This is a genomic window from Streptomyces sp. NBC_00353, assembly GCF_036108815.1.
GTDB lineage: Bacteria > Actinomycetota > Actinomycetes > Streptomycetales > Streptomycetaceae > Streptomyces.
On record NZ_CP107985.1, the window covers coordinates 1,739,671 to 1,751,954 of the forward strand.

Annotated in this window: 7 protein-coding genes and 1 pseudogene; 4 read left to right on the top strand and 4 right to left on the bottom strand. The window is 68.8% G+C overall.

From position 1 onward, the window contains the following. Positions 1-27 precede the first annotated feature (27 nt). Positions 28-2,571, bottom strand: coding sequence for a sensor histidine kinase (locus OHA88_RS08310; RefSeq protein WP_328629623.1), 2,544 nt, complete (start codon positions 2,569-2,571; stop codon positions 28-30). 258 nt (positions 2,572-2,829) lie between these two features. Here OHA88_RS08310 and OHA88_RS08315 point away from each other — a divergent pair. Further along, a pseudogene (locus OHA88_RS08315) lies at positions 2,830-4,405 on the top strand (Na+/H+ antiporter). A 256-nt stretch (positions 4,406-4,661) separates the two neighbouring features. Here the strand turns inward: OHA88_RS08315 and OHA88_RS08320 are convergent. Next, positions 4,662-5,177 (bottom strand): DinB family protein, encoded by a 516-nt coding sequence (locus OHA88_RS08320; protein ID WP_328624905.1) that lies wholly within the window; start codon positions 5,175-5,177, stop codon positions 4,662-4,664. Between the two features lie 498 nt (positions 5,178-5,675). Here OHA88_RS08320 and OHA88_RS08325 point away from each other — a divergent pair, with 498 nt between their 5' ends. The 3 genes from OHA88_RS08325 (at position 5,676) to OHA88_RS08335 (ending at position 8,795) form a co-directional block, all read left to right on the top strand. Then, positions 5,676-7,625, top strand: a complete 1,950-nt coding sequence (locus tag OHA88_RS08325; protein WP_328624906.1) for an amino acid transporter — start codon at positions 5,676-5,678, stop codon at positions 7,623-7,625. 95 nt (positions 7,626-7,720) lie between these two features. Beyond that, entirely contained in the window at positions 7,721-8,374 is a 654-nt protein-coding gene (locus OHA88_RS08330) for a GbsR/MarR family transcriptional regulator (protein ID WP_328624907.1), read from the top strand. A gap of 76 nt (positions 8,375-8,450) precedes the next feature. Then, positions 8,451-8,795, top strand: coding sequence for a hypothetical protein (locus tag OHA88_RS08335; protein ID WP_267008636.1), 345 nt, complete (start codon positions 8,451-8,453; stop codon positions 8,793-8,795). Between the two features lie 158 nt (positions 8,796-8,953). Here the strand turns inward: OHA88_RS08335 and OHA88_RS08340 are convergent, their stop codons facing one another. Both OHA88_RS08340 and OHA88_RS08345 read right to left on the bottom strand, forming a co-directional pair. Further along, entirely contained in the window at positions 8,954-11,500 is a 2,547-nt protein-coding gene (locus tag OHA88_RS08340) for a sensor histidine kinase KdpD (protein ID WP_328624908.1), read from the bottom strand. Positions 11,501-11,574: 74 nt separating this feature from the next. Next, the gene (locus OHA88_RS08345; protein ID WP_328624909.1) at positions 11,575-12,258 is read right to left on the bottom strand and encodes a response regulator; all 684 of its coding nucleotides are present in this window, start codon (positions 12,256-12,258) and stop codon (positions 11,575-11,577) included. Positions 12,259-12,284 lie beyond the last annotated feature (26 nt).

The following is a 12,284-nucleotide window of genomic DNA, read 5'->3' on the forward strand; positions in this document are numbered from 1 at the left end:
CATGCCGTACCGGGTCTCAGCTGTCCTTCACGGCCGCCCTCCTGCGCTCTGCGTACCGATGCGGTGCTCCGCCATCTCGGCGAAGGGCAGGGACAGCACCATGGTCAGGCCGCCGCCGGGCGTGTCCTCCGGGGTGAGGGTGCCGTCCATCGCCTCGGTCAGGCCTCGGGAGAGGGCCAGGCCCAGGCCGAGTCCGGTGGTGTTGTCGGTGTCGCCGAGGCGCTGGAACGGTTCGAAGATGCGGTCGCGGTCGGTGGGCGGGAGGCCGGGACCGCGGTCGACGACGCGCAGCTCGACGCGGCCTGCGTGAGTGCTCGCGGTCAGCAGCACCTTGTGCCCGGCCGGACTGTGGCGGGCGGCGTTACCCGCGAGGTTGGCGACCACCCGCTCCAGCAAGGGCGGGTCGGCCAGCACGGCCGGAACCTCCTCCAGGTCCCCCACCTCCACCTCAGGGGTGTCTGCCAGCGCCGCCGGCAGGATCTCCTCGAACGTGGTGGCGCGCAGGTTCAGGGTGAGCGCCCCTGCCTGCAATCGGCTGAGGTCGAGCAGGTTCTCCACCAGTCGGTTCAGCTTGGCCATCGACTCGTCGGCAGTGGCGAGGAGCTCGCCCCGGTCCTCGTCGGAGAACTCCACGTCACGGCTGCGCAGTGAGGAGACGGCTGCCCAGCCGGCGGCGAGCGGGGTACGCAGGTCGTGGCCGACCGCCCGCAGCAGCGCCGTACGCATCCGGTCGGCGGCCTTGACCGGTTCGATCTCGGCGGCGGCCTCGGCGAGCCGGGCCCGTTCGACGGCGGCGCCCACGTGCGCCGCGAAGGCGGCCAGGACGCGCCGTTCGGAGGACGGCAGGGGGCGGCCGCGCAGCACCAGGAAGGCGCCGGGGCCCGCAGGTACAGCCGTCACGTCGTCCCCTCCGGGCGGCTCGTCCACCAGCTCCGCCGAGTCCATGCCGAAGGTCTCGCGGGTGCGTTCCACCAACGCCGGGATCGTCGCGCCGCCGCGCACGATGGTGCCCGCGAGGGACGACATGGTCTCCGCCTCGGCGGTGGCCCGCGCCGAGCGCCGCGACAGACGCAGGGAACGGTCGACGGCAGCAGCCACTATGGCGGCCACCACCGCGAAGACCGCCAGGGCCAGCAAGGCATTCGGATCGTTCAGCGTGAATTGCCCGATGGGCGGGATGAACCAGTAGTTGAGCAGCAGGGACGCCGTCACCGACGCGATCACCGCCGACGCGACCCCACCTATGCAGGCCACCCCCACCACGGCGAGCAGGAAGAGCAGGGCCTCGCTGGTGAGGTTGAGTCTGTCCCGGGCTGCGCCCAGATCCAACAGGAGGGTGAGCGCCACCGGCAGCAGCAGGCCGGCGACCGGGCCCGCGATCCGGCGTGCGGTCGACAGAGTACGCCTGCGCGAGGGCAGCAGCGTGCCGCGCCCGGCGCGTTCGTGCGTGACCGTGTGGATGTCGATGTCGCCGGAGAGTTCGACAACCGTCTCGCCGGTGCCGCGTCCGGTGACGAAGCGTTCGAGGCGGCCCCGGCGGCTGGTGCCGAGCACGAGCTGGGTGGCGTTCTCGGCACGCGCGAATTCCACCAGGGCGGTGGCGACGTCGTCGCCGACCACGGAGTGGTAGCTGCCGCCGAGGTCCTCGATCAGCCGTCGCTGCCGGACCAGGGAAGCGTGCGAGGTGCCCGCGGCGAGCCCGTCGCTGCGCGTGACGTGGACGGCGAGCAGGTCACCGCCGGCCGACCGGTCGGCGATGCGGGCAGCCCGCCGGATGAGGGTGTCGCCCTCGGGGCCGCCGGTGAGCGCGACCACGACCCGCTCCCGAATCTCCCAAACCCCACCGATGCCGTGCTCCGAGCGGTACTGCTGAAGCGCTTCGTCGACGCGGTCGGCCACCCACAGCAGGGCAAGCTGACGCAGCGCAGCCAGATTGCCGGGTCGGAAGTAGTTGGCGAGCGCTGCGTCGACCTTCGCGGGCGCATAGATGTTGCCGTGCGCCATCCGGCGGCGCAGCCCTTCGGGTGGCATGTCCACCAGCTCGATCTGATGGGCTCTGCGGACGACCTCGTCGGGCACCGTCTCGTGCTGCGGCACCCTGGTGATCTTCTCAACAACGTCGTTGAGGGATTCGAGATGTTGGATGTTGAGCGCGCTGATGACATCGATCCCTGCCGCGAGCAGCTCCTCGACGTCCTGCCAGCGCTTGGGGTTGCGGCCGCCGCCAGGGACGTTGCTGTGGGCGAACTCGTCGACGATCGCGACGTGCGGGCGGCGCGCGAGGACCGCGGCGAGGTCCATCTCCGTGAACTCGGCGCCGCGGTAGGAGCACGGGGCTCGCTCGACGACTTCCAGGCCGTCGAGCATCGCCTCCGTGCCGGGGCGCCCGTGGCACTCGACGAACCCCGCGACGACATCGGCGCCGCGTGCCGCCCTGCGCCGCGCCTCGTCGAGCATGCGGTAGGTCTTGCCCACGCCCGGGGCGGCCCCGAGGTAGACCTTCAAGCGTCCGGGACGTACATCACCGCCGCCGGTCCGGACCTCACCCCCGCCGGTCCATGCGTCACTCATGTTGGCCCGTACGTCACTCATCGCAGCCGACATGCTCCGCTCACTGGCGATCAACTCCCCGGAGGGAAGGGTTCCTTCCCTCCTACCGAAGCGCTTGTGCGAGTCGCTCGGCGTGCCCCTTGACGCAAGCTTGGCGCCGGTCACGTGGACGTTGACACCACTTTGACGAGCCCTGGACCGATGGGGTGAAAGTGGTGCGCCGGGAAGTCTGGTCGGCAGGGAGCCACAAGGTCTCCTTCTCGCGACCAAGGGAACGGCATGCGCAGCGTAGGGACGGTCCCGGCTCTCGTGGTACTCGCCACCGTGGTGGCGACCTTCGCGCGCCGCCGGCGGATCCCCGCTCCCTCCCTCCTTGTTGTCGCCGGCCTCGCCGTCGCCCTGCTGCCGGGCACTCCCGAAATTCAGATCAGCCCCGAGATCATCGGGCTGGTCGTGCTGCCGCCACTGCTGTACGCGAGCGCCGAGGAGCTGTCCTGGCGCGAGCTGCGCGCGGTGTGGAAGCCCGGTCGGGGTGCTGTCGACCGGCCTGGTGCTGGCCTCGGCGGCAGCGGTCGGCGCGGTGGCTTCCCTGGTCACGCCACTGTCGTGGCAGATGGCGTTGGTGCTGGGCGCGGTGCCGGCCAGTACGGACCCGGTGGCCGTCACCGCGCTGGGCAGGCGACTGGCGCTGCCGCCCAAGGTGCAGGTACTGGTCCAGGCCGAGAGCCTGTTCAACGATGCGACGTCGCTGGTCCTGTTCCGGGTCGCGGTGAGCGTCGCCGTCGCATCGGCGGCGGTCGGCTGGGGTGCGGCGGCACGGGAGTTCGCGCTGCCGGCGGGCGGCGGCATGGTCATCGGGGCGGCCGTTGCGGGCGTGGTGGCCCTGATCCGCAGGCGTACGGAGGACCCGGTGCTGGAGACGGTGATTTCCCTCGTCACTCCGTACGCGTCCTACGTTCTGGCCGAGGCGGCGCATGCGTCGGGTGTCACCTCCGTAGTGGTGGCCGGTGTTGTCCTGGGCGGCCGGGGCGATCGGCTCACCAACGCCCGCATACGGCTCCAACTGCACGCCGTCTACGGCACCGTGGTCTTCCTGCTGGAGAGTGTCGTCTTCAGCCTCATCGGCCTGGTCCTGCCGGCCCAAGTACGCGCCCTCGCCGACAGTGACCGGGCGTGGCCGCTGTACGCGCTCGCCGTTGCCGCCACGCTGATCACCATGCGCATGCTGTGGCTGGCGCCGCTGTCGGCGGTCGTGCAGCGCAAGGGCGGCATCCAGCGCATGAACTGGCGCGTGCCGGTGGTGCTGACCTGGGCGGGCACCCGGGGTGTCGTACCGCTGGCCGCCGCCCTGTCCATCCCGGTGACCACCAAGGCGGGGGCCACGCTCCCGGAACGCCCCCTCGTCCTCGTCCTCACCACTTCGGTCGTGGTCGCCACCCTCGTCGTTCAGGGTTTCACCCTCACCTCGGTCGTCCGCCGCTCCGGCATCGCCCTGGAGCCCGACCACACGGAACGGGAGGAGGCCGAGGCCCGCTGCAGCCTGGCGACCGCGGGGTTGAGCCGCTTGGAGGAGATTTCGGACCTGGAAGCCGTCCCGGAGGTCGTCCTCGACCGCTTTCGCCGCGGCCTGACGGCTCGACTCGACCACGCCCGCGACCGGCTCGCGCAGGACAACGGCGACGGGACCCCGACAGAATCCGCCGACCTCACCTACCGCCAGCTGCGCCGCGACCTGATCACCGTGGAGGCGGCCGAGCTCCAGCGCCTGTACGACGAGCACCGCATAGGCGACACGACCCACCGCCGGCTGCAACGCTCACTGGACCTGGAGGAGGCGCGCCTCGCGGACGCCTAGGGTCTGTCCGACGGGTCTTGTGACCGCCTCGGTCTCGGGTCGTTGGCATGGGCATGGGGCGGGGGGATTCAACGCATGTGGAGTGGGCCCGGCTGAAGCTGCATCTACCGAAGTCCGAGAAGCACGGCAGCCGTTGGGTCAGCCATCGCAGGGTTGCCGTGGCCACGAGGTTCGACAAACGCGCCTACGTCTTCCACGGCACCGTCACCCTCGCCTCGATCAGACTCTGGCTCCGCCCATGAATGCCAGGCAGAAGCTAGACGCCGGTCTGCCCGTCGACGAGTTCACGCACGACATCGAGGTGACCGTTGTGGCGGGAAATCTCTTCGATGAGGTGGAGGACCACCCAGCGCAGGTCCACGTGGCGGCCGTCGCCGATAGGACGTTCGGCAGTTGAGTTCAGGTCGCGGTCGGCCACCAGGCGGCGATAGCGGGCGCTCTGTTCCTCGTACTCGGCGAGAAGCTGGGGCAACGGGATGTCGACCGCTGTCCGCATCTCGGGGTCGGGGTCGTCGTCGGTCGCCGCCGTGAGCGGCCCCTCGGGCTCCTCACCGAGAAACATCACCTGGACCCAGTGATGCTCGACCCATCGCAGGTGGCTGATCAACCCGCACATCGTCATCAACGGTGAATTCGGGAGCGGTGCCTTGCGGGCATCTTCCTCGGACACGCCCTGACACTTGGCTCGCGCCGTGTCACGGGCGTAATCCAGAAAGGTGGCCAACTGCGTACGTTCGTCCCACGTGCGGGGTGTATCGGTTCGTTGTGTCATCGCGGGTGAGGTTCCCACAGCCCGGAGGCGGTGTCGCGTGATTTAGAAGCCGCGCAGGCAAGCGTGCAACCACCGCCTTGCGCCGGCACGGCCTGCAAGATCCGCCGGACAGACCCCAGAGACTCCTGACGCGATGACTTCGGACCCCGCAGCCCAGGGACGCCGGTAAGTTGCGCAGCTTGTTGAGCGGGTTGTCCGCGGCACTCGGGCCCCCGCGGAACTCTTTGCCCGACGTGCCCGGCGAGCGGCCAGTGTTCCCTGGTCGGACCCGCGATCGCCTCGTCCGCATGAGACTTCGTACGACATGTCGTTGAGTATTCACTCCTGCATCGCCCTGCCGCAGTCGCCGGCGACAGTGAGCAGCCGGAACGAGCACGGACGTTCCTCTCAGCGTGCGCGCCCCCCTGGGCCTGTGAATCACTGTTTGCATACGCTGGCCCAGCCGTCCGCGTGATGGCCGGATCCGTACGCCGCGCAGCACGTCAGGAGAGCACGCAGATGGCCACCACCGAACACGCTCGTACGAGTCGATTGCGGGCGTGGATGTTGGAGGGCCTGTCCGACATGGCCAGGCACCAGCAGGGGTCGCATGCCGAACCGGAGCCCGCGCACAAGGGGCAGCGGTGGTGGCGTGTGATGTGCCTGACCGGCGTCGACTACTTCTCCACGCTGGGCTATCAGCCGGGCATCGCCGCCCTTGCGGCCGGGCTCCTGTCCCCGGTGGCCACCATCGTGCTCGTGATCGTCACTCTGGCGGGCGCGCTGCCGGTCTACCGGCGGGTGGCCGAGGAGAGCCCGCGCGGCGAAGGATCGATCGCGATGCTGGAACGGCTGCTGTCGTTCTGGAAGGGCAAGCTGTTCGTCCTGACCCTGCTCGGCTTCGCCGCCACCGACTTCCTGATCACCATCACACTGTCGGCGGCGGACGCCTCCACCCACCTGGTGGAGAACCCGCACCTGACCGATGTGCTGCACGACAAGCAGATGCTGATCACGCTGCTGCTGGTCGCGCTGCTCGGGGCGGTGTTCCTCAAGGGCTTCCTGGAGGCCATCGGCGTCGCCGTCGTCCTGGTCGGGATCTACCTGGCCCTGAACGTAGTCGTCGTGGTGGTCGGCCTGTGGCACGTCGCCACCGCCGCGCACGTGGTCACCGACTGGACCAGCGCCCTGACCACCGAGCACGGCAACGTCATCGCCATGGTCGGCGTCGCGCTGCTGGTCTTCCCGAAGCTGGCCCTTGGCCTGTCCGGCTTCGAGACCGGCGTCGCGGTCATGCCGCACGTCCAGGGCGACCCCGCCGACACCGAGGAGAAACCCACCGGGCGTATCCGGGGCACGAAGAAGCTGCTGACCACCGCTGCGGTGATCATGAGCGTGTTCCTGATCTCCACCAGCTTCATCACCACCGTGCTCATCCCGGAGAAGGAGTTCGAGTCGGGCGGCCGGGCCAACGGCCGTGCACTCGCGTACCTGGCGCACGAGTACCTCGGAAACATCTTCGGCACGGTCTACGACGTCTCCACCATCGCCATCCTGTGGTTCGCCGGTGCCTCCGCCATGGCCGGGCTGCTCAACCTGATGCCCCGCTACCTGCCCCGGTACGGCATGGCCCCGCACTGGGCGCGCGCCGTGCGCCCGATGGTGATCGTCTTCACCCTGGTGGCATTCCTGGTCACATGGATCTTCGACGCGGACGTCGACGCCCAGGGTGGTGCCTACGCCACCGGCGTCCTCGTGCTGATCAGTTCCGCCGCCATCGCCGTCACCATCGCCGCACGCAAGGCCGGCCAGCGCAACTGGACCATCGCCTTCGCCGTCATCTCGGCGATCTTCCTCTACACAACCGTCGTGAACGTCATCGAGCGCCCCGACGGCGTGAAGATCGGTGCCTGCTTCATCGCCGGGATCATCCTCGTCTCACTGCTTTCACGACTCGCCCGCGCCTTCGAGCTGCGGGTCACCAGCGTGACCATGGACGACATGGCGGAACGTTTCGTGCGGGACATCGCCAGCCGCAGAATCCGGTTCATCGCCAATGAGCCCGACAACCGCGACAAGGCCGAGTACCGCGACAAGATCGAGCAGATCCGTCACGACAACGACGTCCCGACCTCGGAGGACTTCGTCTTCGTCGAGGTCACCGTCCTCGACCCCTCGGAGTTCGAGGCGGGCCTGAACGTACGCGGCGAAGTCATGCACGGCCGCTACCGCGTCCTGACCCTGGAGAGCTCCTCCATCCCCAACGCCCTCGCCGCCCTGCTCCTGCACGTCCGCGACACCACCGGCTGCACCCCGCACATCTACTTCGAGTGGACCGAGGGCAACCCCTTCGCCAACTTCCTCCGTTTCTTCCTCTTCGGTCAGGGCGAGGTCGCCCCCGTCACCCGTGAGGTCCTCCGCGAGGCCGAACCCGACCCGGCCCGCCGCCCCCGTGTCCACGTCGGCTGAGCCGCGCGAGCACTGAACCGCAAAGTCGACCGGGCCTTCGGAGGTCGGGCGACGAGTTCGGTCCTCCTCCGGGGGCTGAGGCAGGATCGGGCTCGGTGTCGCACAAGACCGGGGTGGCCAGGAGGGCGGCGGCGAGGACGCCGATCGCGATGACGGCGAAGGTGGCGTTGAGCCAGTCGCACACGCGGCTACCAGCAACTGAGATGACACATATTTCTGTTATCTCAGTTTGGACTGCTATCTTTGACGGTGTGCCGCAGGATTCACAGTTGATCTTCGCCGACCACGTCGGCCGCTTCTATGCACGCCAGTACGGCTTCCCGCCGATGGCTGGACGTCTGCTGGGATATCTGTTCGTCTGCGATCCGCCGCAGCAGACGATCGATGAGTTGAGCGACGCGTTGTTGGCGAGCCGCAGTGCCATCACTGGTGCGGTCAAACTGCTCGAGAACTATCGAATGGCGCGGCGAACGCGCGCCACCGGCGAGCGGGTGGACCGGGTGAGTCTGAATCCGGCGAGCCAGCAGCCGCAGAACTTCGATTCCGCCATCCATGACGAGCATGCGGCGCTGTTCCGGGAGGGGTTGGCACTGCTCGCCGATGCTCCGCCGGAGCGTCGTGCCCCGCTCGAGGAAATGGTCGCGCTGGCCGAGTTCCTCGGCGAGCGACTGCCCACGCTGCTGGATGAGTGGCATACACATCGCGATGAGCTTCGAGCATCAGGAAAGCTGCCCACGCCGGGCGGATAGCAGAGAGACGCCCTGAGGGGACACGCCAGGCCCCGGGTGGCAGACCCGGGCCAAGACCATTGGGAGGTTGCCAAACATGACTGACTCCGACCTGTCCGTCCTGCGGGAACGGGCCGAGAACGGTGACGAGACTGCGGTCGACGAGCTGATCGAACTGGCCACCGAACTTGACGACATGGGCGAACTGCGACGCCTCGCCGACAAGGGCAACACCACCGCCGCCGACCAATTGATCGAACTCGCCGCCGAGCACGGCAACATGGATGAGCTGCGGCGTCTTTCCGACGGCGGCAACGCCACCGCGACCGATCAGTTGATCGAACTCGCCACCGAGCTCGACGACATGGGCGAACTGCGACGCCTCGCCGACAAGGGCAACACCACCGCCGCCGAGCAGCTCATGGAACTCACCGCCGAGTAACTGCCTGTTGTCGAGCCTCGGGCGGTCAGCTGATGGCCGAGGCTTGCTCGGCGGCTGGTGCGCTGCCGCCGGCGGAGTCGCCGATCGAGCAGAGCGGCAGGCCGCTCGGCCTCCAGGAGCGCGGCCGGCACCATGAACGGCGTCCCGCAGCTCCTCCTTCAGGATGTGACTGCAGCCGGGAGGTCCGGGTGGGCCGAGGGATGGCCGACCGCGGCGGGCAGCGTCAGGACCATGGTCATGCCGCCGCCGGGGGTGTCCTCGGCGGTCAGCCTGCCGCCGATCGCCTCTGCGAACCCGCGGGCGACCGCGAGACCGAGGCCGACCCCGGCGCCGCTCGGGGCGTCTCCGTAGCGCTGGAACGGAGCGAAGATCCGGCCCTTCGCCTCGTCCGGGACGCCTGGACCGCGGTCCGTCACCCGGACTTCCACACGGTCGGCGATCGCGCTGGCCGAAACCACCACGGGCTCACCTTCGGGGGCGTACTTGACTGCGTTCTCGACGATGTTGGCGACGGTGCGCTCCAGCAGGCCCGGGTCGACCGCGACCATCGGAAGGTCTTCAGGGATGTCGAGAACGACGCTGTCTTCCGGTACGCCGCCGAGTGCCATCGGGACGACTTCGTCGACATAGATCTCGCGGATGATCGGGGTGACGGTTCCGGTCTGGAGGCGGGACATGTCGAGGAGGTTGCCGACAAGGTGGTCGAGCCGGTCCGCGCCCGCCTCGATGCCTTCGAGGAGCTCGGCGTGGTCCTCCTCGGACCACTCCACGTCGTCGGACCTGAGCGAGGAGACGGCGGCCTTGATGCCGGCCAGTGGCGTACGCAGGTCATGACTGACGGCGGCGAGCAGGGCAGTGCGGATGCGGTTGCCCTCGGCCAGTTCACGTGCGTGCTCCGCCTCCCCGACCAGGCGCTGGCGGTCGAGTACCACGGCAGCCTGGGCGGCGAAGGCGGCCAGCACCCGGCGGTCCTCTGCGGGCAGGACACGGCCGGAGAGGGCCAGCGCCATGTGGTCGCCGACCGGCATGTCCACGTCCGCGTCCTCGGGGCGTGCGAGCGGACGGGCCGTCCCTGCGCTGCCGGTGCAGGTCCAAGGATCGACGTCGCTGTCGCGCTCCAGCAAGGCCACGGACTCCATATTGAAGATCTCGCGAACCTGTTCCAGGAGCGATTCCAGACTCGTCTCGCCACGCAGCACGTTGCCCGCGAGGAAGGAGAGGATCTCGGACTCGGCGCGCAGCCGGGCGGCCTGATGGGTGCGGCGGGCGGCCAGGTCCACGACAGAGGCGACCGAGACGGCCACGCCGACGAAGATCACGATAGCGACGATGTTCTTGGGGTCCGCGATGGTGAACTCGTGCAGCGGCGGGGTGAAGTAGTAGTTGAGCAGCAGTGAGCCGATGGCGACAGAGCCCAGTGCCGGGAGGAGCCCGCCGATCAGCGCCGCAGCCACCGTCAACGTCAGGTACAACAGCATGTCGTTGGCGAGGCCGACCTCTGGTGCGACGCCGTTGAGCAGGAGAGTGAGCAGGACGGGGCCTGCGACACCGACGAGCCAGCCCCAGATGATCCGGGCTCGGCCCAGGCGGGCACCGCGGGCCACGGGCAGGCCCCTCCCCTTGGCTGCTTCTCCATGGGTGACGATGTGGACGTCGAGGTCGGGTCCCGACTCACGGGCGACGGTGGCGCTGACGCCTGGGCCGAAGGCGTACTGCCACGTCCTGCGGCGGCTGACGCCGAGCACGATCTGGGTTGCGTTCACACCACGCGCGAAGTCGAGCAGGGCGGACGGGACGTTATCGCCTATGACGTGGTGGAACGTGCCGCCGAGGTCCTCGACCAGGGTCCGCTGGGCCGCGAGCTCCTTGGGCGAGCCGGCGGTCAGGCCGTCGCTGCGGGCGATGTAGACCGCGAGCACCTCGCCGCCGGCGCCCTTCTCGGCGAGCCGGACGGCGCGGCGGATGAGCGTACGTCCCTCGGGGCCGCCGGTGAGACCGACCACGATGCGTTCGCGGGAGCCCCAGATCTTGGAGACCCGGTGTTCGGTGCGGTACTCCTGCAAGTATTCGTCGACCCGGTCCGCCGTCCACAGCAGCGCCAACTCTCGCAGCGCGGTGAGGTTGCCGGGCCGGAAGTAATTGGAGAGGGCGGCGTCGACCTTGTCCGGCTTGTAGACGTTGCCGTGGGCCATCCGACGGCGCAGCGCCTGGGGTGACATGTCGACCAGCTCGATCTGGTCGGCGCGGCGGACCACCTCGTCGGGGACGGTCTCCCGCTGCCGTATTCCCGTGATCGACTCGACGACGTCGCCGAGCGACTCCAGGTGCTGGATGTTGACTGTGGAGACGACGTCGATGCCGGCCTGGAGCAGTTCTTCGACGTCCTGCCAGCGCTTGGCGTTGCGGGAACCTGGCACATTGGTGTGGGCGAGCTCGTCGACGAGGGCGACGGCCGGGCGGCGCTCCAGCACCGCATCGACGTCCATCTCGGTGAAGACGGTGTCGCGGTACTCGATCTCGCGGCGCTGAATCTGGTCGAGGCCGTGCAGCATTACTTCGGTGCGGGTCCGGTTGTGGTGTTCCACGAACGCAACCACACAGTCCGTGCCGCGTTCGATCCGGCGGTGCGCCTCGGAGAGCATCGCGTATGTCTTGCCGACACCGGGTGCCGCGCCGAGGTAGATCCGGAGCTTGCCGCGTCCCATGGTTCCGATCTTTGCAGTTGAGGGGCTTGTTTGCAGGTCCGTGTCCGCCGCGGCCGGCCGGACCGCGGAGCGCCTCACATCTCGAAGCGGTAGCCCATACCTGGGGCAGTGATGAGATGCCGGGGATGCGAAGGGTCTGCCTCGAGTTTGCGACGCAGCTGGGCCATATAGACACGGAGATAGTTGGCCTGCGTGCCGTAGGTGGGGCCCCAGACTTCCTGCAGCAGTTGCTTCTGACCGACGAGTCGCCCGCGATGGTGGATCAGCACTTCCAGCAGATGCCATTCGGTCGGGGTGAGGCGGACGTCGCGCCCCTCCCGCTTGACCGTCTTCGTCAGCAGGTCGACGGTGAATGCCTCGGTCGCGACGATCACCGAATCATCGGTGGCCGGCGCAGCCGCAGCTCGACGGGATGCGGCCCGAAGCCGGGCCAGCAGTTCGTCCATGCTGAAGGGCTTGGTGATGTAGTCGTCGGCGCCCGCGTCGAGCACTACGACCTTCTCGTCGGAGGTCCGTCGGGCGGAGACCACGAGGATCGGCGCCCGGCTCCAGCCGCGAAGTCCCTTGATCACGTCGATACCGTCCATGTCGGGCAGGCCCAGATCCAGCAGTACGACGTCCGGGGCGCGCGCGGCGGCCAGCCGAAGGGCCGTCCCTCCGTCGGAGGCGGCGTCCACCTCGTACTTGCGTGCCTTGAGATTGATCTCGAGAGCCCGTACGAGCTGTAGTTCGTCCTCCACCACCAGCACCCGCGTCATAGCTGTGCCGCCTTTCTGCTGTGCAC

Bases quoted from the DNA above. Each gene is read 5' to 3' on its own strand.
- OHA88_RS08335 (WP_267008636.1), top strand. From the start codon at position 8,451: ATGACTGACTCCGACCTGTCCGTCCTGCGGGAACGGGCCGAGAACGGT.
- OHA88_RS08345 (WP_328624909.1), bottom strand. From the start codon at position 12,258: ATGACGCGGGTGCTGGTGGTGGAGGACGAACTACAGCTCGTACGGGCT.
- OHA88_RS08325 (WP_328624906.1), top strand. From the start codon at position 5,676: ATGGCCACCACCGAACACGCTCGTACGAGTCGATTGCGGGCGTGGATG.
- OHA88_RS08340 (WP_328624908.1), bottom strand. From the start codon at position 11,500: ATGGGACGCGGCAAGCTCCGGATCTACCTCGGCGCGGCACCCGGTGTC.
- OHA88_RS08310 (WP_328629623.1), bottom strand. From the start codon at position 2,571: ATGAGTGACGCATGGACCGGCGGGGGTGAGGTCCGGACCGGCGGCGGT.
- OHA88_RS08320 (WP_328624905.1), bottom strand. From the start codon at position 5,177: ATGACACAACGAACCGATACACCCCGCACGTGGGACGAACGTACGCAG.